The following is a 24299-nucleotide window of genomic DNA, read 5'->3' as shown; positions in this document are numbered from 1 at the left end:
AATCATCCTTCCTTTAGATTTGCCTTGTAAAATGTAACATTGGTAATGTCACTGTTATTATCATTGTCATAGGAAAATTCAACAGGAATGCCATAATGCTCATACTTATCATTGAGAGATGAGAATATTTCTACTACTGGTTTGCTTTCTAGCATACGTGAGAAGGTATTATTCATTTTTGAGCCTAAGACGTTCTTATCGAATTTTACTGAAATTAATTCAACTTCTAATTTGCTTTTTTCTTTTTCCAATCTCAGGATGGTTTCCTTAGTGAAAGTAACATCTAGTTTTTCTCCAAGCCCTTTAAATTCAACCAGAAGAGCGCTAATTAATGATCGGTAGTCTTTGAGCTGTTTGTTGAGTGATCTCTCTTTATTGATAAGGTGATTATACGTGATTTTCATTTGGGTATTTGTCATGTAATTTGCATCTCCATTATAATTAAATTTTTTTTATATATTTCTTTGTTTGGATGTAGTCAAACCCCTACATTATGGTGTTAGAAATTGCTTAAATCACGCTATGTTTGCTTAGCACATCCTTCAGATCCTTGTAAAATGACAATAGCTTCTCATTTGGGAATACCTCTTGATCTCCCCACTTGCTCTGCTCTATCCCTTGGTAATTGACTAAATAATTAACTACTAGATCAACAGCGGATATATCTTTAACTTGAAATTTCGATAAGAAATCCAAATAGGTATTAAGCTTACTTACAATATAATCCTCAGCATTCTTGTCTTTGAAAAGTTCAGCTTTTCTCTCATTGTCTAATGCCCAGATTTGTTCCATTAAAGAATTAAACCTGTCCTGATAGGAATTTATTTTTATAGTTTTATTGAGTTCTTGGTATAGTTGTTTCAGCCTATCTTCGTAAAGGTCATATGTCTCATCGACTATCAGAGTTTCAGGGTCATCAGGCGCACCAACAGTAAATTCCTCCTGGCGCTCTTTCCACTTCAAAGTTTCAATGTAATAAATTTCGATTTTGAGTTCATCTACATATGTAAGTTCTCTTTGAAAATAGTCTGGAGATAGCCCATTAAAAATTTTGGATAGTTCATACAAGTACTTGCTAGGAATTTCCCTTGTACCTTTTAACCAGCTACTAATGTTGGGTGCAGAAATGTTAAGCTTCTCAGCAAGTTCCTTTTGTTCTAGATTAAAAACCTTACACACACTTTCAAGACCGATCTTCATAGGTAATCACTCACTTTCTTTAATTGTCTTGACTATGCTCATATAATAACTTATTAATAGTTAATTGTAAAGTCATTTGTTTATTTTAAGTTAATTATTAACTTATATGTAGACAACATAAAAGGGCTATTCAATCTTAGCCCTTTTGTTAATGTTATTAATAAACTCTTATTTCCGATAATATTAAGCTAGAGATCACGTTCCTTCCTTGCTAATTGTTCAAGGATTTCATCACGTTCCGTTCTGAGATCGCAGATTTCGCTTCTGATTTCCTCCCTACGTTCAAGAGAGGTTTTGGCTTGGCTATGTTCTAAGGCAAGTCTGACATGCTTTCTGGCGATTTGGAGAAGGCGTAGGGTTGTGTAGTCGTCTTTTCCATTATAACTTTTCATAGTCCCTCCATAAATGCAAGAGGGCTATGCTTCTGATACTTCTTACCAATTTCCTCATTAGAAAAATCTAGATAAGCTCTTTGAGTAACTTCCACGCTTGAATGTCCAAGTATCCTACATAAACTGAACCAATCCCCCCCATTTAATATGTAGTATTTGGCGAAGTTATTTCTCAGTTGATGCGGATGAATATCAACTCCTACACTTTTTCCAGCCTCTCTTAATGCTTTCTCATAGTTCCTTATTTCAAGCGGTGTTCCTCTGTTCGTTGGAAACAAGAAAGGACTGTTGTTGAACCTATCCTTAAAGGTCATCCATTGCTTTATCTCTCTTGACAGTTTAAATGAGAAGTATACATAGCGTTCATGATTATACTTTGGTTTTTTAATTAGAATGCTCTTGTGGTTGAAGTCAATTACCTCAGGCGTTAAGTTGATGCACTCTGTAATACGCATCCCAGTATCAAGCAAAAGCTTGGTAATTATGTAATTCCTATAAGCGTGGAATGTTGTCGTGTCAAAACTGTCTAAGACCTTCTTAAACTCTTCAGGCGTTAATGTCTTTTTGATTTTACGTTCTATCTTTGGGTTCTCTAAATTCCCAACAGGATTCTTGGGTATCTCACGTTCAATATCGAATAAATAATTAAAAAACACTTTAATATTCCGAACATAGTTTGCAATTGTCGTCATTGAGATAGGCTTATTGAAATCCGTTCTATGATCTGGGTAATTGGTTTGTTTTGATCCTTCTCTGCTTACAACCGTATATTTTCCACGTTCTGTCAAGAATTTGATGTAGTGTCTAATATGTGCTGTTTGGACTTTTTGAGCTTCAAGGATTTTAAAGTTTTCTTGGAGATAAGCAAGGAAAAGCTTTAACGTTTGTTCGTAGCTTGATAAGGTTTTTTTGGAAAGATTCTTAGATGTACAATAAAGCATGAAACTCTCCAGATGAAATTCTAAATTTGTCATAATACAAAATTCCTCCCACACATTGAGTTTAATTGCAACCCAATGAATAAGAGGAATTAGTTGGTTCGCCAAAAAAGATTTATTGGCTTTCAAAAGTTATTAGTTGGCTTATCCGTCTAGCTGGATGCCGTTCCCAAAAACCGAAATCCATTGCTATAACTCTATTCTTCCCCCGTTCAGCTAACCTTATGCTCAATCCTTAGCTTGTCCGCCACCATCGCAATAAATTCGCTATTAGTCGGCTTCGACTTGCTGATGTTGATCGTATAACCGAACAGGTGTGAAATGCTGTCGATGTTGCCACGAGTCCATGCAACCTCAATTGCATGGCGGATGGCGCGTTCAACACGGCTTGGCGTGGTTTTGTACTTGTCGGCTATTGCTGGATACAGTGTCTTGGTAATGGCACCTAGGATTTCGATATTGTTGTAAACCATCGTGATGGCTTCACGTAAGTATTGATAGCCTTTGATATGTGCGGGTACACCAATTTCATGGATAATGGTCGTGATATTGGCGTCGAGATTCTTGCCCTTCGTAATCGGCACCACGTTCGTTCTGTTCGCGGAACTGGAAGTGAGAGTTTGCGTATTGGATACCAATTGGCGAATCCGATTGGTCAGTATATCCATATCAAACGGTTTCAAAATATAATAGGATGCTCCCAGTTGAACTGCTTTCTGAGTAATATTCTCTTGACCGAACGCAGTCAACATAATGATCTTTGGCTGAGGATTGAGATTCATCTCTCGAAGCTTCTCAAGTACGCCTAGCCCATCCAAATGGGGCATGATGATATCAAGTATTAACACGTCTGGTGCTTTCTTATGCTGTTCCATATAATTCAGTACTTCGTTTCCATTGTAGGCCACCCCGGCCACCACCATATCGTCTTGCTCGGAGATAAATTCCGATAGTAAGTTAGTGAATTCGCGGTTATCGTCAGCTAGTAGTACTTCGATTTTCTGCAACTTCATGTCCTCCTTAATCAATTGGCAATATGGAATTTCTTTTTCTCTTAGTAAATCATTCGACAGGTGAGTTCATTTTCCTTCTGTCGAAAATTATTTTTGTTTATTTTTTCTGCATTTTATTCTATAATTAATATTTTATTTCACAATCCCTTAATATTCGACAAACATCCACAAAATAATTACTCATCTAATGAACTGTGAATAAAAAAAATCTCAAGACGATTAGCTCGCCTTAAGATTCGTTGAAGTCGTGGGTTTTAATACAATCCCGGCATCCTGCAGCATCCACTCGATAAAACAGCCATATCCAGATGTGGGATCATTAACGAACACATGCGTAACTGCACCAATAACTTTGCCATTCTGGATAATCGGACTTCCGCTCATCCCTTGAACGATACCGCCGGTTTTCTCGAGCAAGCGCGGATCGGTGATCTTAATAACCATCCCTTTAGTCGCCGGGAAATCCTGCTTTGTCACATGGACTACTTCGATATCGAATTTCTCCACTTTTTGTCCACTCACTACGGTATAGATTTGTGCAGGACCTTCTTTCACTTCTTCAGAAAAAGCAACGGGAATCGCATCTTTGTGCAAGCTGTGCTCAGGAGCAGCATGCATTTTTCCAAAAATACCAAATGGCGTATTCCTCACGATGTTACCCAACACTTTGCTATCGTTCGTAAAGGAAGCTCTCTTCTCCCCAGGTTCACCATTCTGACTCTTGGATATAGAGGTTACGTTGGAATGAACGATCGTCCCGTCTCCAATAGGAATTGGAGTTTGCGTGTCCATATCCGTAATCACATGACCTAATGCGCCATAAACACCTGAATCAGGGGCGTAGAACGTCAACGTGCCGACACCAGCAGCAGAATCACGAATGTATAAGCCGAGACGATAAGATTTATCATAAATATCATAAGTCGGTTGAATCGTAATACTTAAAGGTTGTCCATTTCGCATGATGGATAACAATAAAGTTTTATTTTGTTCTCCAGCTTTTTTTACGATCTCTGCAACCTCGGAGACATCCTTGATTTTAGCATCGTCAATCTTAACTATAAGATCACCAACTTGTACCTTTGCTGCTTCCCCCGGAGAAGTTTTATTGTTCTCCGCTGCTGTAACCAGATGATGTCCCACAACCATGATGCCGTCCGATTTGATTTTGACTCCAATCGTTTGACCGCCTGGAATGACTTTCAGATCAGGAACAACATTCACTTTTACCGTCTTCAGCGGAATTTTGCCAAATAATTTCAGCTTCATTTCTGTAGCGCCGCTCTGATCGGAATGGAGGGAGATGGGCTCCTTCAGATTCACTTGGAACGAGTGTCTGGCATTCCCGTTAACTTTTACAATATCCGGGTTCACCGTCACTTGAGCATGCACGGGCATAGATAGATGAAGCTCTTTGTCCTGACCCGAGAACAATCGAAGTTCATCAGGAAACGACGCAAAATTCTGAAAAGGCGTGGAGATACATCCTACACAAACGATGAAAACAAGCATAAGTCCGATGTATCTTTTCGTTTTGCCGGAATCCAACTTCGATCACGCTCCCCTTTGCTGCCTGACTAAAGATGCTTTTGGTGTACCTATAAGGTAACCCCCGCTGGGTTGTTTTATAAAGTGAAAATGATCCCACTATTCCTTGTATTAGCTTGGATTGGCCGTCATTTTCTTTTCATTAGCCAGCTGTATCATTTCACGGGCGTGATTAAGCGTTGTCTCCGTTACTTCCACTCCCCCGAGCATCCGGGCAAGCTCTCTGATCCGTTCGGCAGGTTGTAAATCGGTAACTCGGGTATACGTCCTCTCTCCGTCAACTGTTTTGTGGATAGCGTAATGAGCGTCTGCCATACAAGCTACCTGCGGCAAATGAGTAATGGAGAATACTTGACAATGCCTGGATAGTACGGACAGCTTCTCAGCAATCGCTTGAGCTGCTCGGCCGCTCACTCCTGTGTCGACCTCATCAAATACAAGGACAGGAATGCGATCCAAACGAGAAAAAATTGTCTTCATTGCCAACATAATTCGTGACAACTCCCCGCCGGAAGCAATTTTGGCTAATGGACGCAGCGGTTCCCCAGGATTAGCGGCAATCAAGAATTCAACCTTGTCAACACCTTCACGTGTCATCTTCCCAATATCTAACCGTTCTAAGGAAGCCTCGAAACGTGTTCTTTCCATATGTAAATCTTTGAGCTCTTGCTCAATTTCACGTGCTAATCGTATTGCTGCTTGTTTGCGGAAATCGGAAAGACGCGTGCCTAGCTTCATAATAAGCTCTTGCTGCTTCTCAGTAGCTTGTCGAAGCGCTTCGCGTCTCTCTTCTTTGTTGTCCAGTGCTTCCATCTCTGTCTGAATCGTTTTCAAATAAGCTAATATATCCGTGATGGAATCGCCATACTTCCTACGAAATGAAGCCAGCAAATCCAACCGATTTTCGATCTCATCCAACCGTGTCGGATTGAATTCAATGCCATCGCGATAGTCACGCAATTGGAAGGCTGCATCCTCCAGCTGATAATAAGCGGATTGAATTTGTTCCACTAATGGCTTAAGCACAGTAGGATCGACCGAAACAATATCTTGGATGCGCTGGATCGCCTTGTTGATGGAGGACAACCCGCCTTTGCTGGTACCGCCGTATAAAGCGTCGTAAGCGTCAGCTACGCTCTGTGTGGATTTCTCCGCATTAGCTAGCTTGCGCTTTTCTTCCAATAACGATTCGTCCTCGCCGATTTTTAGCTTGGCTTCCGTAATTTCCTCGATCTGAAACCGGTACAGATCACCCATTTGCAGTGCTTTTTTGCCTGTATCCTCTAGCTGCCGCCATTCTTTCCTTAGCCCAAGATATTGATCGTAAGCTTCTTCATATTGGCGTTTGAGCGGTCCGATATGCTCCGCATCATAAAGATCTAACCAGTGCAAATGCTCTTCGGCCTTCATCAGAGATTGATGCTCATGCTGCCCGTGTATGTTTACGAGACAATCGCCCACTTCTCGAAGCATGGATAAATTAACAAGTTGGCCATTCAGTCGACTGGTGCTTTTACCCGAGGTAGAGATTTCCCTGCGTACGACAATTGTCTCTTCTGGTGAAGCTGCTATTCCCAATCGCGCAAAAACATCCCAAACAGGATGTGTAGAAGAAACATCGAATTGCGCTTCAACCTCAGCCTTATCACAGCCGTAACGAACTAAATCGGATGCTCCGCGAGCCCCGGCTACTAAGCTAAGCGCATCTATAATAATGGATTTACCAGCCCCCGTCTCACCCGTTAAAACATGGAAGCCACGGTGAAAGGAAAGTGATACCGCTTCAATCACAGCCAAATTACGAATCGAAATTTCGGTTAACATCGTCAAAATCCCCCTAACTGCCCAGCATAGCTAGAAATTGTTCCACAATGATTCCGCTTTGCTCCTTGCTGCGGCATATAATAAGAATCGTATCGTCTCCACAGATCGTTCCCATAATAGAAGACCACTCTAAGCTGTCGATTAACGCACCGATGGTGTTCGCGGTTCCTGGTAAGCATTTCATTACGACCAAATTCTCGGTATAGTCGATATGCACAAAATGATCGGCCAACGCTCGTTTGAGCTTCTGCACTGGATTAAATCTCTGGTCAGCAGGCATGGAATATTTGTAACGCCCATCATCCATAGGGACCTTGATGAGATGGAGCTCCTTGATATCCCGCGAGACGGTTGCTTGCGTCACGTGATACCCGGCTTGTTTCAACTGCTCCACCAATTCATCTTGGGTTTCAATAGCATGGTTAGATATGATGTCACGAATTTTGAAATGGCGTTGCGCTTTCATAAAGATCCCCCGTTCAATTTATACTTCAATTTCAAACTGGATCGTGCGTATCAAACGGTTCGGCACATCTACATACAGCACACCCGCTGCTTCGGGATACAATAAGCTGTAGACGAGCAAGTGCTCACGGATGCCGCTTCCGGTCATTTCTATAGGTTTCCTCTCCTTCGCGAATTTCACGACAAACCATTGCCGATCTTTTTCCACGAATCCGTCAGCAAATAATCGGCTTTCTAGTTGTTCATCATCGAGGATTACCGTAATCGGAATTTTCACTTTGCCGGCAATCCACTCATAGCCAGCGCCTTGTATAAGCTCTAACGCTTCCTCCGAGCCAACAATAATCTCATCATGTCTTGGGGCAGAGCGATATACAGTCTGATCGCCTTGTTGCCGCTTCAATCGGATGTACAGCCATACGGCCGCACCCAGCAATAGCAGTATGATAATCCCAGAATCACTGGACTGCACGACGGATCACCTCGTTAAGTACATTCTAGGAAGGCGCGCAAAATCCTGTCTGGGAGTGGAAAATTTGTTTGGAGGCTAGGTTAATTTAGGCAGGTGGTGATAGGTAAAGACCAGGCAAACACCTTGCTGAGAAGATCGCTGTTGCCAATAAAATAAGGAAGTTTCAGTCACCTATCTCACCAACCACCCGAAAAAACGCAAAAATAAGGGAACTTTCGTTACTTATTATTCCATTTCAAGTGTAAATCAATGATTTCAATAAAATAAGGAAGTTAAGGTCACTTATTCATACCAGGAGCTCTATAAACAGAACATTAAGGGACCCAGAATCCCTTATTTCCATAAGAGCGGGTTGTACCCTGAAGAAGGATTAAAAATATAGCTTCGAGTCCGAATATTACCGGATGCAGGAAATAGTATGCCGTTAGTAACCAGTTGCCGTAGTGTCAGTCCTGCATGTTTTCTGCTAATACCTAAACAAGCACTAACTTCCAAAGGAGTTATCGGTTTACTTGAACGTGCGGCCAAACGCACAATCTCACGATGCTTCAGCGGCAATGTTTCTATACCCCCACTCTTCGATTCCCCACCGTAAAGCTTGCCTAACAACTGCTGTATGATCTGTTGGCATTGCTTCGGTCTGTCCTTAATATCATCATAGGAGAAGCGAAGTATAATCCAGCCATCTAAAACAAGATGATTCTGACGCATCAAACTGTCTGCGAATGTGCTTCACTCCTTAATTTGAAGGATATCTGAAAAACAAGAAACCGCTCACCCCCAAACAAGGGAATGAACGGTGTGCTTCACACGTCTAATAAAAGAATTGTACCTTAAATTCACATCAATGTCATCCATTGTTTGGCTTAACAGTTCCTGCCGCTAACGAAATTTCCCATTGGCTAAAGTAACCGTCTCCTCGATCAGAGCATCAATCTGCTCGACCGTCAGGCACCCTGCTGCATCCATCCGATTCACGAAGTGAGCAAGAAACTCAATATTGCCTTCTCCGCCCGTTATCGGGGAAAAGGTCAAGCCTTTCACGCCGAAGCCCGTCTCCCTTGCAAAAGACAAGACCGTTCGCAGCACTTCGCGATGCGTCTCCGGCTCACGGACAACGCCGGATTTGCCTACCTTCTCCCGCCCGGCCTCGAATTGCGGTTTGATCAATGCAACTGTTTCACCATCCTCAGGCAAAATCGCGTGCAATGGAGGCAAAATGATTTTCAACGAAATAAAGGATACATCGATACTTGAAAATGTAGGAGCAGGACCCTTCAGATCTTCTGGCTTCACATACCGGAAGTTCGTCCGTTCCATCACCGCAACTCGCGGATCGTTCCGCAGCTTCCAATCCAATTGGTTATATCCAACATCTAGCGCGTACACGAATGAAGCACCATTTTGCAAAGCACAGTCGGTGAACCCGCCAGTTGAAGCTCCAATATCCAACATAACGGCGCCATCGACGGATATACCGAATGCCTCCAAAGCCTTAGCCAGCTTCAAGCCGCCCCTACTTACATAAGGATGCGGCGCTCCCTTGACCGTCAGCTTCGCCTCGCGATCCACTTTGGTGCCTGCTTTGTCGACCCGTTCCTCCTGAACAAAAACAAGGCCGGCCATAATGGCCGACTTCGCTTTTTCCCTGCTATCGTAATAACCTTGCTCCACTAATAAAACGTCCAATCGTTCTTTGCTCCCTGATGCCATAGACTTAACAAGTCTCCTATCCGTATCCGTGTTAAGCGCGTTGTCTCTTGCGAGTCATAAGCGCCTTCACTTCGGTGACGATCCGCTCCACCGTAATCCCTGTTTCTTGACGTTGCTCGTTCACGCTGCCGTGTTCAACGAAGTAATCCGGTACTCCGATAACCTTGACCTTCATTCCATAAATATTACGCGCTGCATAGAACTCCAGTACAGCACTGCCGAAACCGCCTATCTCTGTACCTTCTTCTAATGTCAACACACTGCAGCCGTCTTTATACAGCTTAAGCAGCATGTGTTCATCTACAGGCTTTATGAACCTGGCGTTGATGACCCGCAGTTGCACACCTTCGTTCTTCAACAGCTCAGCGGCTTCTTCCGCCAATTGTAATAAAGGACCCATTGCCAGAACAGCAAAGCCTTCCCCGTCCCGTACAACTTCCCAAGAGCCGATCGGAATCGGCTTCATGACTGGTTCAATATCTACACCTACAGCATTAAGGCGCGGATAACGCACTGCGATGGGACCATCGTTATAATCAACAGCCGTCTTCATCATATGCCTCAGCTCGTTCTCATTCTTAGGCATCATAATGACCATATTCGGAATCCCGCGCAGGAAGGACATATCATAGACGCCCTGATGCGTCTCTCCGTCAGCACCGACAAAGCCTGCCCGGTCAATTGCAAAGATCACATTAGCATTGTGACGGCATATATCATGCACCACTTGATCATAGGCTCTTTGCAAGAAGGTCGAATACACAGCGAACACCGGTTTCAACCCTTCCAAAGCCAATGAAGCGCATAATGTAGCTGCATGCTGCTCAGCAATCCCAACGTCGATCATACGATCCGGGAACAACTTGGCAAACTTCAGCAGTCCTGAACCAGCAGGCATCGCTGGAGTAACCGCTACGATCCGTTTGTCCTGCTCCGCCAGCTCAATCAACGCCTGACTGAACACTTCCGTGTACATAGGAGGACCAACTGCTTTGACAAATTGCCCGGACTCAATCTTGTAAGGGCCGCCGCCGTGCCACGACTGGGAATCAGCTTCGGCGGGAGAATACCCTTTTCCTTTCAAGGTCAGGACATGCACAAGAACAGGTCCGGTCACTTTGTCGGCCTGTTTGAATGTTTCTAGCAGCTTAGGAAGGTTATGCCCATCAACGGGTCCGAGATATGTGAAGCCGAGTTCTTCGAACAACACTCCCGATACGACCATATATTTCAGGCTATCCTTAACACGCTCCGCCGTTTTGGCAAGTGTGCCGCCAATCGCTGGAATCTTTTTAAGCAGATGTTCAATTTCTTCCTTGGCTTTCAAATAAGTTTTGTCTGAACGGATCTTGCTCAAGTAATTATGAATCGCACCAACATTCGGCGCAATGGACATTTCGTTATCGTTCAGCACTACAATTAAATTCTTCTTCTCATGTCCGATATGGTTCATAGCTTCAAGCGCCATACCGCCGGTTAACGCGCCATCCCCAATAACCGCGATGACTTTGTTCGTCTCACCCTTGAAATCCCGTGCGATCGCCATACCCATGGCAGCAGACAAAGAAGTACTGCTATGTCCCGCTTCCCATACGTCGTGCTCGCTCTCCGCGCGCTTCACAAATCCGCACATTCCCTTATACTTACGAAGCGTATCGAATTGATCCATACGGCCTGTAAGCAGCTTATGTACGTAAGATTGATGGCCCACGTCAAAGATGAATTTATCCTTCGGGCTGTCGTACAAATAATGCATGGCTAAGGTCAGTTCTACAACCCCTAGGTTAGGAGCAAGATGACCGCCTGTCCTAGATAACTTATCTATCAAAAATTGTCGTATTTCTTGTGCCAACATATCCAATTGAGCATTGGACAACTTTTTAAGGTCTTTTGGCGAATGAATTTGATTTAGCAGCACGTTTAGAGCCCCGCTTTCCGATCGTCTATCACACTATAATTCCCAAGAAGCTTCGTGTCATACAGCTGTCTCCTGCACTGCAGATAGGTGCCTATTATGGTGCTGTGTTCCATTATAGCATAAAAGAAAACCGATGCTCAATAAATAGCCTACTAGCCTAATACCCACATTCAGATTACTTTAATCAGGATTTCTCAACTTGTCTACTCGAAAAACAAACCCTTTCTATGATAAAGTAAAAACAAATTCCGATCAGGAGGCTTTATCTACGCTATGGACCCTTTGAAAAATTTGTATACCCAATCATTCCTTGAGAAATTTGCGAACATCGTAAAACAAGAGTACAGCGAGTTTGAACCCGAGCGTTTCATGGAGTTAATCTATGACGATGAATGGGAAGCCAGAGAATTGAAGCAAAGAATGCGGCACATTGCCAAAGCTTTAACCGCGACATTGCCGCCCTCCTATGCAGAAGCTTTGCAAATATTATCCTCCATAGCTCCACAATGCAGAGGCTTCGAGTATTTATTTTTCCCGGAGTTTATTGAGATGAATGGTCTGGAGCACGATGATCTATCCATTCCGGCCTTGGAGCATTTCACTAAATTTTCAAGCTGCGAGTTCGCTGTGCGTCCTTTTATACAAAAGGATCCGGAGAAGATGATGCAACAGATGCAGCAATGGGCCTATAACAACAACGAGCATGTCAGAAGACTGGCAAGTGAAGGCTGCAGACCTCGGTTGCCATGGGCCGCGAGCTTGAATGCGTTCAAAAAGAACCCCGCTCCAATTCTGCCTATACTAGATACGCTCAAGGAAGACAGCTCGGAGTATGTGAGAAAAAGTGTAGCGAACAATCTGAATGATATTTCTAAAGATCATCCAGAGCTTGTGTTGGTGCTTGCTAGTAGATGGTACGGACAGCACCCCCACACAGACTGGATTGTCCGACATGCATGCCGGTCATTGCTGAAGAAAGGGAACCCTGCAGCACTGTCTTTGTTCGGGTTCGAAGGGTCCGCCGACATTGAAGTGCATTCCTTGGAAGTCAGTACACCTATAGTCAAGATCGGTGAAGATCTTATTTTCACATGTATGATTCACAATAACACCGCACTTTCCAGGAAACTTCGTATAGAATATGAGATTGGTTTCGTCAAAGCTAATGGAAGTCAAAGTCCTAAGAGATTCAAGCTCTCGGAGAAGGAATATGCGGGCGGAGAATCAGCTGTAATCAAAAAACATTCGTTCAAGCTGATCACGACCCGCCAATACTACGTTGGCGAGCACAGGCTGTCACTAATTGTGAACGGGCGGGAGCTGGCCTCGGTGACATTTGAATTGGAGGCGTGATGGGGTCTGACGAGGATCTAAAAAGGACCTGATCGAGCTTTCGCCGATCAGGTCCTTGTATGATGATATTAGTTATTGAAGTGAAATCTAACTAGGTCGCATTCTAATCATATCGATCTAGTATTCACGTTTCACCAGGTAATCCGCCAGCTGCAGCAAACGATCGGAGTTAGGAAGCTCAGCTGCCAGCAAAGCAGCCTTACCCTGCTCGGTGAGCTCCTCTACCTTCTGCTTGGAAGCATCCAGTCCAATAAAGTATGGATAGGTGACCTTCTGCTGCTTCTCATCGCTCTTCACAGGCTTCCCAAGCTTGCTCTGGTCACCGATTAGATCAAGAATATCGTCCTGCACTTGAAAAGCAAGCCCGATGCAGCGGCCGAATGTCTCAATTTGCGCCAACTGAAATTCAGTTGCTCCACCAATTCTTGCACCAGCTCGAAGCGAGAAAACGATTAAATCACTCGTTTTACGGAGATGAATATACTCCAGCTCCTCCAGACTCGTAACACCCTGCTCCCCTAGCATATCTGCTGCCTGTCCGCCGACCATCCCTTTGGCACCAGCAAATAGGGCTAGCTCCTCTACGATCGCGAGCACACGCTCTGCCGGGATCCCATGCACACGAGAAGCTTGTACTATGCTATGAAACGCGTGCGTAAGTAATCCGTCCCCAGCAAGAATAGCCATAGCTTCGCCATACACCTTATGATTGGTCAGACGGCCTCGCCGATAATCGTCGTTGTCCATGGCAGGCAAATCATCATGGATGAGAGAGTAGGTATGGATCATCTCAATCGCGCAGGCCACTGGAAGCGCAGCCTCCTCCGCGGCTTCACCGCTCAGAGATCCTGCTGCCGCCAATACGAATATCGGACGAAGACGCTTGCCGCCTGCAAGCAGCGAATATTCCATCGACTCACGGAGTGGGGCAGGCATGTTCCAAGCAACAGGGAAAACCTGCTTAAGCTCATTTTCTATGCGTGTTGCCTGGTTCTGTATGTAGTGTTGTATGGTCATAGGCACCAAGCGTTCGGTCATCCGTTTGACTCTCCTTTATCCTCTTGCACCCCTTGGAATGGCTTTTTCACCAAACTCCCATTCTCTTCCATAAGGATTTCGATTTTACGCTCGACAACCTCAAGCTTCTGTCCACACAGCTGGGATAGCTTCATCCCTTCCTGGAACAGCTCGATAGCTTGCTCTAGCGGAACGTCTCCATTCTCAAGACGGGTGACGATTTGCTCCAGCTTCTCCATCGCTTGCTCAAAGCTTAGTGCTGTTTCATCCTTCGCTTTTGACATCCGAGTTCTCCTCCATCGCCCACACGTGACAGTTCAGCTTGCCGTCGGTGAGCCGTATTTTCAGCAAATCTCCCATTTGCACTTGGTTGATTGATTTGATTATTTGTTTGTCCTTTTCATCGTAGACAAGGCTGTACCCGCGCTGCATGACCTTAAGCGGGCTAAGCGCATCCAGGTGGCGTATGGCGGAAGACCATAGCTGCTGTTTGTCCTTGAGCGCTCCCTGCATCGTCTGGAGCAGCTGGCGGTGCGTCGATTGCAGCCGACGCTTGGCGAAGATGGCCTGCTCGGTCGGGTCAAAGGCGGATAGCGTCTTATCGAGCTTAATCCGCTTCTCCCGCGCCCGAGCAAGCTGCCCTGCAATGCGATAGGCGAGCTGCTCGCGCAGCCGATCGAGCCGTTCCGCCGGCTGCATCAGCTGCCGGCGCGGGTTCACGAGCACCGGCGACCTGCGGAGCCGGGCGAGCTGCTCGCGCTTCGTCCGCAGGCGGACGTGAAGCGCTTGCTGCAGCCGCTGCTGCAGATGGTGGAGGTGCTGCTTCAGCTCCAGCTGATGCGGCACCGCCAGCTCTGCGGCAGCGGTCGGGGTTGCGGCGCGCAAGTCCGCCGCGAAGTCCGCGATCGTGAAGTCGGTCTCATGGCCGACGGCCGAGATGACCGGGATCGCGGAAGCGCGAATCGCGCGGGCGACAATCTCCTCGTTGAACGCCCAGAGCTCTTCAAGCGAGCCGCCGCCGCGGCCAACGATCAGCACGTCCACCTCCGCCATCCGATTCATCACCTGAATCGCACGTACGATGGACGGCGCCGCCTGGTTCCCCTGAACGACAGCGGGGAACAGAATGATAGGTATCGACGGATGCCGTCGTTGCAGGGTAATAATTACATCGCGAACGGCTGCTCCCGTCGGAGAAGTAATAATTCCCACAGCTCGCGGGAACTTCGGGATAGGCCGCTTCCGCTCCTGCGAGAACAGCCCTTCCTCTCCGAGCTTCTTCTTAAGCTGTTCGAACGCTAGATACAGATTGCCCACGCCATCAGGCTGCATCTGCATGATATAGAGCTGGTATTGCCCATCCCGCTCATAAATGGAAATATTCCCGCGGGCTATAACACGTGTCCCTTCCCGGGGAATAAAGCCGAGTTTAATATTCTGAGAGGCGAACATAATACTCTTGATGCGACTGTCCGCATCCTTAAGCGTGAAGTACATGTGACCGCTGGAATGATGGGTGAAATTCGAGATTTCCCCCCTCACCCACACATCCTGCAGCACATGATCGCCTTCCAGCTTCATCTTGATATAACGGTTCAAATCTTTGATCGACAATATAGATTGGGCCAAGGAAGCTCTCCCCCTTCATTGGGTCGTTACATGGCCTTGCGGTTACGCACGGCTGTTAGAGCGCTTAGCTGCTTCAATCGTGTTCTTCAGCAGCATCGTGATGGTCATAGGTCCAACTACTCCCGGTACAGGAGTAATGTGACCAGCCACATCCACCACATCGTCGAAATCGACATCGCCTGCCAGCTTGCCATCCTCCAAACGATTGATGCCAACATCAATAACGACCGCACCTGGCTTCACGAAACTGCGATTGACGAACTTCGGCTTGCCGATCGCGACAACCAGAATATCGGCTTCGCGAGCAAGTGCCGCCATATCGGCTGTGCGCGAATGGCATACCGTAACCGTTGCGTGCTCGCGCAGCAACAAAAGCGACATCGGCTTGCCCACAATATTGCTGCGCCCGATGACAACCGCCCGCTTACCTGCCATAGAAACGCCGGTGCGGCGAATAATCTCGATGACGCCTGCGGGTGTACATGGCAAAAAGCTCGGCTTGCCGATCACAAGGTTCCCTACGCTGATAGGATGAAAGCCGTCGACGTCCTTGTCGATCGAAATCGCATCAATAACCGCGTCCTCGTTAATATGACGGGGCAAAGGCAATTGGATCAAGATCCCATTGATATTCGGATCGCCGTTCAGCCGCTCAATCATGCTTAGCAATTCATCTTGCGAAGTTTCAGCGTGAAGCTTGTACACCTCGGAGTGAATGCCAACTTGTTCACAGGCTTTGGCCTTACTGCGCACATACACAGCTGAGGCCGGGTCTTCTCCTACAAGCACGACCGCTAGACCCGGGCGAATGCCTTGACTTGCAAGTGCTTCTACCTCAAGCTTCAATTGATCTCTGATTTCGGCTACGATCAGCTTCCCGTTAATAATTTGTGCAGACACAAACGTTCCTCCTCTGTTCCCAGACAGGTTGTTGTAATAGTTATCGATCCTGCAGCTGCGGAAGCTCCTTGATCATCTTACCCAGCACGCCGTTGACGAACTTGCCCGATTCTTCGGTCCCGTAATGCTTGGACAACTCAATCGCTTCATTGATGACAACCTTCGGCGGTACTTCCTTGCTGTGCAGCATCTCGTAAGAAGCTAGACGCAGAATTTGACGGTCTACCCTTGAGAGACGGTCCATCTTCCAACCCTTCAAATAGACAGTCAGTATCTCATCAATGGCTGCCATATGAGACGCCGTTCCTTCCACCAGTTGGTGAATATACTCGGTAGAGATCGCTTCGCCCTCTGTTAATGTCAAGTCCGTTTCGTTCTCAAGTGCTGCTTCCTCGACGATCGTATCGATCGCTTGCTTTGCCGTAACTTCATTCATTTCCATCTGGAACAAACTTTGAACGGCTATTTCCCTGGCCAATCTGCGCTTCATTATAAGCCTCCAACACACGAATTCATCTCAATGCCGATTGAGCTTCCAGCCACTTGCTTCCAGTGCTCATCAGCCTACATGTTCCTTAGTATACCAAAAAATGCGCCAATCAAGCACAAACAGCTTGTCGTCTTCCGTAAGGGGCGCAACCGTTTGACGTAGAATATCAGAAAAGGTGAAATGGGATACTTTCTGATATTTTAAGAAAAAAAACCCTGGGGAGCGAGAGAAGCGCCCTCCAAAGGGTCAACACTACCGGAACCGTCTCCACTGGTCGCCCAGCTTTCTAAACCAATCCTCCACGTCGGGAAGTTGTTCCTGTTCGTCCACCATTTTACCCAAATACAAACATACTGAAATAATAAAAGCGACGACCAGCATATCCCAGAAACCGAAAAACAAATAGATAATGGCAAGGAACAAACCTACAGCTGCCCCTATAATCTTACCCTTGTGCCGTACCCAAATTTCCTCTCGCACGGAGAAGATCACCTCTATTCGACTCGGCTTTTAAATGATGTGCTTTGCGTAACATTAGCCACAAACACCGAAACTTGCGCTACCGGAATACCTGTGACATCTTCCAGATGCCCTTTGACGGAACGTTGAACCTCTTCTGACAAATCAGGAATCGAGTTCTCGCCGTCTACTAAAGCACGAATCATAATTTCCAAACCGGCATCGGTTACCGATACCCTGGCTTTCAAATCCTTAACGCCGCGCACTCGACCTGCTGCCTTAAGAGATAGATTCTCTACCGTTTCAAGCGAGATGCGAATATCACCGAAATCCGTTCTTTGATCGATAGAAGGTACTTGGGACCGTCCTCTGCGGATAGCGACATAGAAGAATCGACAAGTAACCAGAAGCGTGAACACCGCAAGAGCAATTATCGGGTAAGCTACCGACTCGGTATAATACAAGTCATACAAGAAATCGCCTGCCGTTTCAATTGGAACAAAGCCGAATGCTGCGACTAATAAAAAGACGAGTGCCACTCCTACAAATACGGTGTACACGAATAGGAGTAACCGATCTAAAATTTTTACCACGATGCTTGTCCCCTTCCGGCATGGAGTAAACCCCCTGACTTCCGTTAGGGGGTTCGTATAACATGCGCTCGAAGCGAGGCTCTTGTTCTTCGCGAGAGCACTCACTTCAAGTCATTAATCTTACTTAACCCGTTGCAGGGTAACGTCTTCTTCTTCCAGCTTCACAGTCGACTTGAAATGCACATCGTGAATATGCACGTTCACTTCCACTACATGAAGTCCAGTCATCGACTCAATCGCATGTTTCACATTACGTTGGATCTCACTTGCCACTTCAGGAATTCGATTGCCGAATTCTATAATGATCGAGACATCCACCGCTGCTTCACGCTGCCCTACTTCTACCTTCACGCCTTTGGACAAGTTCTTGCGGCCTAATAGTTCAGCGATACCGCCAGCGAATCCGCCGCTCATCCCAGCAACACCCGGCACTTCAATCGTAGCCAAACCAGCAATGACCTCAATGACTTCCGGAGCAATCTGAATCGTGCCGATATCCGTCTTTTCGTAATCTGTTGCTAACGTTGTCATGGTTACACCTCCTTAAGCATTTACGAAGTAAATGCACTTCATAGCGAAGCTCATTCTCCTAACATTTGCTTTACTTAGGAATTACCAATGATAGTGCGACTGCAACGCTTGTCTTCTTTATTAATAACTATACCATTTCGCCAATTTTATGACAAATCGTTAGGAAACAAGTCGTATCTCCTAAGCAAATTGTATTTATCACGAATTCGGATCGTTGACATCATGTTCCTCCAGGAACTTAATATCGAATGTTCCCGCATGGAACATCTTGTGATCCAACAGCTTAAGATGGAACGGGATCGTCGTGTGAATGCCTTCAATTGCAAACTCGGCAAGCGCACGTCGCATCCGGTCAATCGCTTCTTCCCGTGTATGCCCCCATACGATCAGCTTGGCAATCATCGAATCGTAGTGCGGAGATATTGTATAACCTGGGTAAGCTGCGCTGTCTACGCGAACTCCAAGTCCTCCTGGAGGCAAGTAGAACCCGATTTGACCAGCTGAAGGCATGAAGTTCCGCTCAGGATCTTCTGCATTAATCCGGCATTCGATGGACCAACCATTAATCTTGATATCATCTTGCGAGAAGGAAAGGGGATCTCCCTCTGCAACTTTGATCATTTCTTTGATAATGTCTACGCCAGTAATCATCTCGCTAACAGGATGTTCAACCTGAATTCGTGTGTTCATCTCCATGAAGTAGAAGTTGCCATCCGGACCAAGGAGGAACTCCAGAGTACCAGCACCCGAATAGTTAACGGCCAAGGCAGCACGAACGGCTGCGTCCCCCATAGCTGCGCGGGTTTCCTCCGTGAGTACAGGACAAGGCGCTTCTTCGAGAAGCTTCTGTCTGCGGCGCTGAATCGAACAGTCCCGCTCTCCCAAGTGTACTACGTTACCATGCTTATCAGCGATAATCTGTATCTCTACATGCTTCATTCCAGTCAAATACTTCTCCAGATACACGCCGGCATTACCAAAAGCTTTCTCCGCTTCTTGTTGAGCTTGTGAAATTTGCTGAATCAGCGTTTCCTCATCTTCTGCAATCCGAATGCCCTTACCGCCACCGCCTGCAGTCGCTTTGATGATCAAGGGGTAGCCAATCTCACGCCCAAGGCGAATCGCTTCCTCGATATCCTCAACAATACCGTCAGAGCCCGGAATAATTGGTACCCCAGCATCCTTCATTGTCTGCTTGGCTACGGATTTGTCACCCATACGATTAATCGCATCGGGAGACGGTCCAATGAATGTGATATTGCAGGATTCACATATTTCTGCAAAGTCGGCGTTCTCTGCCAAGAAGCCGTAACCTGGATGAATCGCATCGGATTCCGTCAGTGTAGCAACACTCATAATATTCGTAAAGTTCAAGTAACTGTCCTTGGAAAGGGTAGGTCCGATGCAATAAGCTTCATCAGCCAATCGTACATGAAGGGCTTCACGGTCTGCTTCCGAGAATACAGCCACCGTATAAATACCCATTTCGCGGCAAGCGCGAATGATTCTTACCGCAATTTCCCCTCGGTTTGCGATCAATACTTTATGAAACTTCATCTCTCATGTTCCTCCAGTTATTCCGGTTTCACCAAGAACAAAGCCTGATTGTATTCCACTAATTGGCCGTCTTCTACTAAGATATCCACGATCTCTCCTCTTACCTCGGCATCGATTGGATTCATTAGCTTCATGGCTTCGACAATACATACAGCCGTCTTTTCCGTAACCTTATCTCCGATGGAAACGTATGGTGCAGCTCCAGGCGCGGAAGCTTTGTAGAATGTTCCCACCATTGGTGATTTGATCGTATGTAAACCTGCTGCCGCATCCGACAGTTGCGCTTGTTCCGTCACTGATGACGCTTGACCTGAAACTGATGCATTCATCGCAGCGGGTTGAACTGCGGAGGCTTGCGCATAGACGGGTTGAACAGCAGGCGCATGCGTAACTACTACGGATTCCGTCTTCCCAGGCTTGCGGATGAATAGACGGGTTCCCTCATTTTCAATTTCAAGCTCCGAAACGGAGGTTTGATCGATTAATTTGACCAATTCTTTAATTTCACTTAGTTTAAACATCCAAATGTTCACTCCTTCAAGAATTGGGAAGCATGTCCCCGGTGTCGAGCAACGTATGTATTATATCACAACGAAGATTAACACATAAAGATGATTATACCTTACGAATGCCAACGGGGGAAACTATTGTTTCAAGGAATTTCTACATGGAGCTTGTCGAATCCTTTGATGAACGGTAAGAGGTTTTGCCGAAACAAGGTAAACTTCAAAAAAATGCTGCTCAAAACTCGAAGAAATACGAAGAGGCTCCGGCACGTGGCTATGCCGAAACCCCAATCAACAGATGAAAAGCATGCCCAGGAACGCTTATAACCGTACGTTTATTGCACGTATTGGATCGAAACTTTGTCAGCGCCAATATTCAGCTCATTCATGACCAAGTCAATAATCGAAACCCCTTGGCTCTTCTCCAGCTTGGCTGCTTGAACTACAACCTTCCATTTGCTTCCTTCTTGCAGAACAAGTGCGTTGCTGAAATCTTTTCCTAACTGATCTTCAAGATTGCTGACGCGCGCTTCTTGATCCGCGATTTTATCCAATTCATTCAAGGCCTTCTGAACTTCTTCCGTCGACTTTTTGGAATCCAGACTAACTGTCATCCATTTCTCTGTCAGAATACCAAGCTCTTCCTGACGTTTCATCTGTGCTGTCTTGAAGAAATCGGAACCGGAAGTAGCTTTTGAAGCGACTTGCTTCAATATTTCTGCATCGGTTTTCTTGGCATCCGTTGTGGTTGTCGTTTTGGTTGCAGCCCCTGTCTTGGAATCTGTAACTGTAGCAGTGGTTGGCTGGGACTTAGTTTCTTTGGAAGCATCTGTTGCTGCTTTGTTAGAGCCTGTTGTAGTCACGGTATCAACCTTAATCTCATTGCCCTGAATTTGATTGTTGGCTACTTCGATTTCATTCACATCTTCCGTGAACAAATAATAAGCGGATAATACTACCATCAAGCTGAGCATCGATACTAACCATACTGTTTGTCGTTTTGCATTCATTGTTAAATTCCTCCTAATAAATGGTTTATTTTAAGAAATGAAATAAAACTTATTGTTTTCTGGGAAGCACGGATATGCGATGGGGCGGCACATCCAGCCCTCGACTAACAGCCTCTACAATCATTTGTTTGACGGTTACATTCTCGGCACCTTTGGCTACCACAACGACCCCCCTTATTTTCGGCTTTATACGTTTCACGACGAGTGGGGTTTGATTCCCGGAGAGCTCATAGAGAACGACTTCCCCGCTTCGCGTTACGTCCGTAATGTTGCGATGTGAACCATTCGTGTCCTTCTCCGTCGTAATCTGTTGCGATTCTTTGGAATTATTCTGAAGAACCGTCTCCTCTGTTGACTCTATCGTAACAAGCACATCCGAATCTCCCACCCCTACAATGCTTTGCAAAATATCGCGAATGGCGGACTGGTAGGCATGCTCATAATCATTGAAGCCCGCCGTATCTTTATTGTCCTTACTGACAAAGGTTTGTTTGACCTCTTCTTCGGGTGAAGCACGCCCCTCATGCAAGGGATCTACATCTTTAATGGTTAGAAAAGAGTTCATTACCATCAATCCGACGCCGATTAATCCTATCAACATTAACCACCGGAAGGCCGATATTCGTTTGACTCCTCCAGATCCGCCGCTGACCCACTTTTCTACCAACTGTATCCATTTCCCCATGAGCTTCACCTCACTTTTCGCTGCTCCGATTCGTAGTGTAACTGAACTTGGTCTCGTTTTAACTGCCATTGCTGCGTCAGAAGCTCATAGATCTTCGCCTTTGCTTGCTGTTCATTTTCTTTTAATCGACTCGAGTTTTGCTCCGTGCTTGCTCCAGCCTTGCTTTCTCCTACACGAACCTGAATTTGCACAGGCTGCACTGGAGTTACCGGTTCCATCTTGCTTTTCACATCTTCTTTCTTCTGCGCTTGCTCTTTGCTCGTTTGGTCTGACCCATCTATGTTATGAAGGATCGCCTGCATTTGGTTGATAGAAGGCTTTCCGTTGTTGTCCACTTGAATCTGCACATTAATATCTTTGACACGTACACCGTCAATCGTTTCCAAGCTGGTCTTAAGCTCCGACGATAGTCTCGTTTCCAGGAGTTGAATCGTCTGCTGTTCATTTACGGTCTTTATTTGATTGCCCTCTTGCAGAACACTGTCCAGAGGTTTCATCTTCGTGACCCCAACCGACTCTGTCGCCACATTACCCATAAGAGAAGATAGCTGCTCAACTGAAGCTGTAAGCTTACTTGAATCCAGGGTTTTCTGAAAAAGAGAGAAGAGCGGCGTCAACAAGGTCAGTAGGATGAAGAGCCCTAGAACCGTTCTTACGTAACGCTGAAGACCGTTATTCGGCATCATTAGATCGACGAACGCAGCTAGCATAATGACGATAATGATCTGCTTCAGCCAGTCGCTCATCCAGTGAATCATGTCCGAGGATCCTCCTTGTGTAGATTGACTCCGTAACCTGCTGCTTTTAACGCATCATTACCGTCAAATTAGCGGCTGTAATAATAATGGTGATGGCCAGGAAGAACATAAGCCCTACTGCAGCCAGCGCCGCGAATACGTAGATCAGACTTTTTCCAATCGTCTGCAGACAGTTTACGATCGGATTGGCACCTAGCGGCTGCATCACAGCACCGGCCACCTGGTAGATGAGCGCTAAGGTTAATATTTTCAAAGCTGGGAAAGCACATAAGAACACAATCATGACAACACCAGCAAGCCCAACCGCATTCTTCACTAGAAGTGATGCACCTATGACCGTATCTGAAGCATCCGAGAACATCCTTCCGACAACCGGCACGAAATTGCCTGTAATGAACTTGGCCGTTCTTAATGTCACTCCATCCGTTACAGCTCCCGTCCCTCCTTGCACCGAGATCACTCCGAGAAACACGGTTACTACAACACCAAGCATTCCAACGCTTATATTCCGCAGTAAATTCGCTAAGTTTGTGACCTTGTATTTGTCACTGATGGCACTGACAATATGCAGTAAAGTTGAGAAGAACAGCAGCGGGAATATAACGGCATAGATCAAAGTGCCAATCGCGTGAATCATGAAAATAATTAATGGGTGCATGACTGTAACCGTTACTACATTGCCCATCGAAGCCAGTAAGGCTAGAAGCAGCGGAATGACCGCAATCATAAAGTGAATCATCGTTTCAATCGCACCTTTGGCATAACCGATCGCAACATTGAAGCTGTTGATTGCTAGCAGCAGAAGAACCATGTAAGAAATGGCGTACGCGATCTTGCTAACCGTATTGCGTTCAAATGCGCTCTGCAGGGTCTCCAGAATCATGCTGAATACGGTCAATACCACTATTGATGCGAGCAGCTTGCCGTTATAGAGCAGCTCGTGGAAGAAGAAATTGATAAAGGCCGACAGGATCGATTTGAAGCTGAATCCGTCCTTGCCAGGAACAAGCAAGTCCATGAACTTGGGTGTCTGACTTTCTGGAAAATAACCTCCATACTCTTTCATCAGCTGGTTCCAGTAAGTCTCGACTTCATCAGTCGGCAAGTGCTCCGCTTGTTTCTCAATCAGAGCGTTACCAGGTGAAGTCAGCACTCCTGTACTCGTCCCGTTGCCAGAGATGGATGTTCCAGCCGCATTGGCCGTTACCGCTCCTAGCATAGCTGGGAAGAGGAACAAGGTAAGCAGCAACCCTAGCAAAACGATGACAGCTGGCTTAGACAGGATCTTGTAGTTCGACGATTGGCGCGAATTAAGTGGGTTCATACCA

At 46.0% G+C, this 24299-nt stretch carries 26 protein-coding genes; 1 reads left to right on the top strand and 25 read right to left on the bottom strand.

The features are described 5' to 3' along the window. Positions 1 to 2 precede the first annotated feature (2 nt). The 11 genes from AC58QD_RS14655 to dxs form a co-directional block, all read right to left on the bottom strand. Positions 3 to 419: a hypothetical protein gene (locus AC58QD_RS14655; protein WP_497334420.1), complete on the bottom strand. Its 417-nt coding sequence runs from the start codon at positions 417 to 419 to the stop codon at positions 3 to 5. 91 nt (positions 420 to 510) lie between these two features. Then, the gene (locus AC58QD_RS14650; RefSeq protein WP_497334418.1) at positions 511 to 1200 is read right to left on the bottom strand and encodes a helix-turn-helix domain-containing protein; all 690 of its coding nucleotides are present in this window, start codon (positions 1198 to 1200) and stop codon (positions 511 to 513) included. A 388-nt stretch (positions 1201 to 1588) separates the two neighbouring features. Then, positions 1589 to 2566, bottom strand: coding sequence for a tyrosine-type recombinase/integrase (locus AC58QD_RS14645; protein WP_497334416.1), 978 nt, complete (start codon positions 2564 to 2566; stop codon positions 1589 to 1591). A gap of 176 nt (positions 2567 to 2742) precedes the next feature. Continuing rightward, the gene (gene spo0A, locus AC58QD_RS14640; protein WP_497334414.1) at positions 2743 to 3537 is read right to left on the bottom strand and encodes a sporulation transcription factor Spo0A; all 795 of its coding nucleotides are present in this window, start codon (positions 3535 to 3537) and stop codon (positions 2743 to 2745) included. Positions 3538 to 3762: 225 nt separating this feature from the next. Then, on the bottom strand, positions 3763 to 5091 hold the full coding sequence (gene spoIVB / locus AC58QD_RS14635; protein ID WP_497334412.1) for a SpoIVB peptidase: 1329 nt from the start codon (positions 5089 to 5091) through the stop codon (positions 3763 to 3765). Positions 5092 to 5202: 111 nt separating this feature from the next. Continuing rightward, a complete protein-coding gene (gene recN, locus AC58QD_RS14630) occupies positions 5203 to 6915 on the bottom strand; it encodes a DNA repair protein RecN (RefSeq protein ID WP_497334410.1) in 1713 nt (570 codons plus the stop codon). A 13-nt stretch (positions 6916 to 6928) separates the two neighbouring features. Next, on the bottom strand, positions 6929 to 7381 hold the full coding sequence (gene ahrC, locus AC58QD_RS14625; protein WP_497334408.1) for a transcriptional regulator AhrC/ArgR: 453 nt from the start codon (positions 7379 to 7381) through the stop codon (positions 6929 to 6931). Between the two features lie 18 nt (positions 7382 to 7399). Next, complete coding sequence (locus AC58QD_RS14620) at positions 7400 to 7852, bottom strand: hypothetical protein (RefSeq protein ID WP_497334406.1); 453 nt, start codon at positions 7850 to 7852, stop codon at positions 7400 to 7402. 333 nt (positions 7853 to 8185) lie between these two features. After that, positions 8186 to 8563, bottom strand: a complete 378-nt coding sequence (locus AC58QD_RS14615; RefSeq protein ID WP_497334404.1) for a hypothetical protein — start codon at positions 8561 to 8563, stop codon at positions 8186 to 8188. A gap of 171 nt (positions 8564 to 8734) precedes the next feature. Continuing rightward, a complete protein-coding gene (locus tag AC58QD_RS14610; protein ID WP_497334402.1) occupies positions 8735 to 9565 on the bottom strand; it encodes a TlyA family RNA methyltransferase in 831 nt (276 codons plus the stop codon). Positions 9566 to 9596: 31 nt separating this feature from the next. Further along, the gene (gene dxs / locus AC58QD_RS14605; RefSeq protein ID WP_497334400.1) at positions 9597 to 11483 is read right to left on the bottom strand and encodes a 1-deoxy-D-xylulose-5-phosphate synthase; all 1887 of its coding nucleotides are present in this window, start codon (positions 11481 to 11483) and stop codon (positions 9597 to 9599) included. A 273-nt stretch (positions 11484 to 11756) separates the two neighbouring features. Here dxs and AC58QD_RS14600 point away from each other — a divergent pair, with 273 nt between their 5' ends. Then, the gene (locus tag AC58QD_RS14600; RefSeq protein ID WP_497334398.1) at positions 11757 to 12836 is read left to right on the top strand and encodes a DNA alkylation repair protein; all 1080 of its coding nucleotides are present in this window, start codon (positions 11757 to 11759) and stop codon (positions 12834 to 12836) included. 117 nt (positions 12837 to 12953) lie between these two features. Here AC58QD_RS14600 and AC58QD_RS14595 read toward each other — a convergent pair whose 3' ends face one another. The 14 genes from AC58QD_RS14595 to spoIIIAE all read right to left on the bottom strand — a co-directional run bounded on the left by AC58QD_RS14595 (position 12954) and on the right by spoIIIAE (position 24295). Continuing rightward, on the bottom strand, positions 12954 to 13874 hold the full coding sequence (locus AC58QD_RS14595; RefSeq protein ID WP_497334396.1) for a polyprenyl synthetase family protein: 921 nt from the start codon (positions 13872 to 13874) through the stop codon (positions 12954 to 12956). After that, on the bottom strand, positions 13871 to 14137 hold the full coding sequence (xseB, locus tag AC58QD_RS14590) for an exodeoxyribonuclease VII small subunit (RefSeq protein ID WP_497334394.1): 267 nt from the start codon (positions 14135 to 14137) through the stop codon (positions 13871 to 13873). Before xseB ends, AC58QD_RS14595 begins: the two co-directional genes overlap by 4 nt. After that, on the bottom strand, positions 14118 to 15434 hold the full coding sequence (gene xseA / locus AC58QD_RS14585) for an exodeoxyribonuclease VII large subunit (RefSeq protein ID WP_497334547.1): 1317 nt from the start codon (positions 15432 to 15434) through the stop codon (positions 14118 to 14120). Before xseA ends, xseB begins: the two co-directional genes overlap by 20 nt. A gap of 90 nt (positions 15435 to 15524) precedes the next feature. Next, entirely contained in the window at positions 15525 to 16382 is an 858-nt protein-coding gene (folD, locus tag AC58QD_RS14580; RefSeq protein WP_497334392.1) for a bifunctional methylenetetrahydrofolate dehydrogenase/methenyltetrahydrofolate cyclohydrolase FolD, read from the bottom strand. Between the two features lie 40 nt (positions 16383 to 16422). Then, a complete protein-coding gene (nusB, locus tag AC58QD_RS14575; RefSeq protein WP_497334390.1) occupies positions 16423 to 16872 on the bottom strand; it encodes a transcription antitermination factor NusB in 450 nt (149 codons plus the stop codon). Between the two features lie 252 nt (positions 16873 to 17124). Next, complete coding sequence (locus AC58QD_RS14570; protein ID WP_497334388.1) at positions 17125 to 17352, bottom strand: DUF2273 domain-containing protein; 228 nt, start codon at positions 17350 to 17352, stop codon at positions 17125 to 17127. A gap of 14 nt (positions 17353 to 17366) precedes the next feature. Then, positions 17367 to 17924 carry an alkaline shock response membrane anchor protein AmaP gene (gene amaP, locus AC58QD_RS14565; RefSeq protein WP_497334386.1) on the bottom strand — a complete coding sequence of 186 codons (558 nt, stop codon included), beginning with the start codon at positions 17922 to 17924 and terminating at the stop codon, positions 17367 to 17369. Between the two features lie 120 nt (positions 17925 to 18044). Beyond that, positions 18045 to 18455 carry an Asp23/Gls24 family envelope stress response protein gene (locus AC58QD_RS14560; protein WP_497334384.1) on the bottom strand — a complete coding sequence of 137 codons (411 nt, stop codon included), beginning with the start codon at positions 18453 to 18455 and terminating at the stop codon, positions 18045 to 18047. Between the two features lie 198 nt (positions 18456 to 18653). After that, positions 18654 to 20012, bottom strand: coding sequence for an acetyl-CoA carboxylase biotin carboxylase subunit (gene accC / locus AC58QD_RS14555; protein WP_497334382.1), 1359 nt, complete (start codon positions 20010 to 20012; stop codon positions 18654 to 18656). Between the two features lie 17 nt (positions 20013 to 20029). Then, entirely contained in the window at positions 20030 to 20533 is a 504-nt protein-coding gene (gene accB, locus AC58QD_RS14550) for an acetyl-CoA carboxylase biotin carboxyl carrier protein (RefSeq protein ID WP_497334380.1), read from the bottom strand. A gap of 320 nt (positions 20534 to 20853) precedes the next feature. Continuing rightward, positions 20854 to 21528, bottom strand: a complete 675-nt coding sequence (locus AC58QD_RS14545) for a SpoIIIAH-like family protein (RefSeq protein ID WP_497334378.1) — start codon at positions 21526 to 21528, stop codon at positions 20854 to 20856. Positions 21529 to 21577: 49 nt separating this feature from the next. Then, on the bottom strand, positions 21578 to 22213 hold the full coding sequence (gene spoIIIAG, locus AC58QD_RS14540; RefSeq protein WP_497334376.1) for a stage III sporulation protein AG: 636 nt from the start codon (positions 22211 to 22213) through the stop codon (positions 21578 to 21580). 5 nt (positions 22214 to 22218) lie between these two features. Next, entirely contained in the window at positions 22219 to 22971 is a 753-nt protein-coding gene (spoIIIAF, locus tag AC58QD_RS14535) for a stage III sporulation protein AF (RefSeq protein WP_497334374.1), read from the bottom strand. A 46-nt stretch (positions 22972 to 23017) separates the two neighbouring features. Then, entirely contained in the window at positions 23018 to 24295 is a 1278-nt protein-coding gene (spoIIIAE, locus tag AC58QD_RS14530) for a stage III sporulation protein AE (RefSeq protein WP_497334372.1), read from the bottom strand. Between the last annotated feature and the right edge of the window lie 4 nt (positions 24296 to 24299).

The sequence above is a fragment of the Paenibacillus sp. J2R1T-4 genome (assembly GCF_059692235.1).
This window is presented reverse-complemented; position numbering and strand designations above follow the sequence as displayed.

What these genes read in the sequence shown, in the direction of transcription:
- AC58QD_RS14655 (WP_497334420.1), bottom strand. Translation starts at nt 419, where the DNA reads ATGACAAATACCCAAATGAAAATCACGTATAATCACCTTATCAATAAA.
- AC58QD_RS14650 (WP_497334418.1), bottom strand. Translation starts at nt 1,200, where the DNA reads ATGAAGATCGGTCTTGAAAGTGTGTGTAAGGTTTTTAATCTAGAACAA.
- AC58QD_RS14645 (WP_497334416.1), bottom strand. Translation starts at nt 2,566, where the DNA reads ATGACAAATTTAGAATTTCATCTGGAGAGTTTCATGCTTTATTGTACA.
- recN (WP_497334410.1), bottom strand. Translation starts at nt 6,915, where the DNA reads ATGTTAACCGAAATTTCGATTCGTAATTTGGCTGTGATTGAAGCGGTA.
- ahrC (WP_497334408.1), bottom strand. Translation starts at nt 7,381, where the DNA reads ATGAAAGCGCAACGCCATTTCAAAATTCGTGACATCATATCTAACCAT.
- AC58QD_RS14615 (WP_497334404.1), bottom strand. Translation starts at nt 8,563, where the DNA reads ATGCGTCAGAATCATCTTGTTTTAGATGGCTGGATTATACTTCGCTTC.
- AC58QD_RS14610 (WP_497334402.1), bottom strand. Translation starts at nt 9,565, where the DNA reads ATGGCATCAGGGAGCAAAGAACGATTGGACGTTTTATTAGTGGAGCAA.
- AC58QD_RS14600 (WP_497334398.1), top strand. Translation starts at nt 11,757, where the DNA reads ATGGACCCTTTGAAAAATTTGTATACCCAATCATTCCTTGAGAAATTT.
- AC58QD_RS14595 (WP_497334396.1), bottom strand. Translation starts at nt 13,874, where the DNA reads ATGACCGAACGCTTGGTGCCTATGACCATACAACACTACATACAGAAC.
- xseB (WP_497334394.1), bottom strand. Translation starts at nt 14,137, where the DNA reads ATGTCAAAAGCGAAGGATGAAACAGCACTAAGCTTTGAGCAAGCGATG.
- xseA (WP_497334547.1), bottom strand. Translation starts at nt 15,434, where the DNA reads ATGAAGCTGGAAGGCGATCATGTGCTGCAGGATGTGTGGGTGAGGGGG.
- nusB (WP_497334390.1), bottom strand. Translation starts at nt 16,872, where the DNA reads ATGAAGCGCAGATTGGCCAGGGAAATAGCCGTTCAAAGTTTGTTCCAG.
- AC58QD_RS14560 (WP_497334384.1), bottom strand. Translation starts at nt 18,455, where the DNA reads ATGACAACGTTAGCAACAGATTACGAAAAGACGGATATCGGCACGATT.
- accC (WP_497334382.1), bottom strand. Translation starts at nt 20,012, where the DNA reads ATGAAGTTTCATAAAGTATTGATCGCAAACCGAGGGGAAATTGCGGTA.
- accB (WP_497334380.1), bottom strand. Translation starts at nt 20,533, where the DNA reads ATGTTTAAACTAAGTGAAATTAAAGAATTGGTCAAATTAATCGATCAA.
- AC58QD_RS14545 (WP_497334378.1), bottom strand. Translation starts at nt 21,528, where the DNA reads ATGAATGCAAAACGACAAACAGTATGGTTAGTATCGATGCTCAGCTTG.
- spoIIIAG (WP_497334376.1), bottom strand. Translation starts at nt 22,213, where the DNA reads ATGGGGAAATGGATACAGTTGGTAGAAAAGTGGGTCAGCGGCGGATCT.
- spoIIIAF (WP_497334374.1), bottom strand. Translation starts at nt 22,971, where the DNA reads ATGATTCACTGGATGAGCGACTGGCTGAAGCAGATCATTATCGTCATT.
- spoIIIAE (WP_497334372.1), bottom strand. Translation starts at nt 24,295, where the DNA reads ATGAACCCACTTAATTCGCGCCAATCGTCGAACTACAAGATCCTGTCT.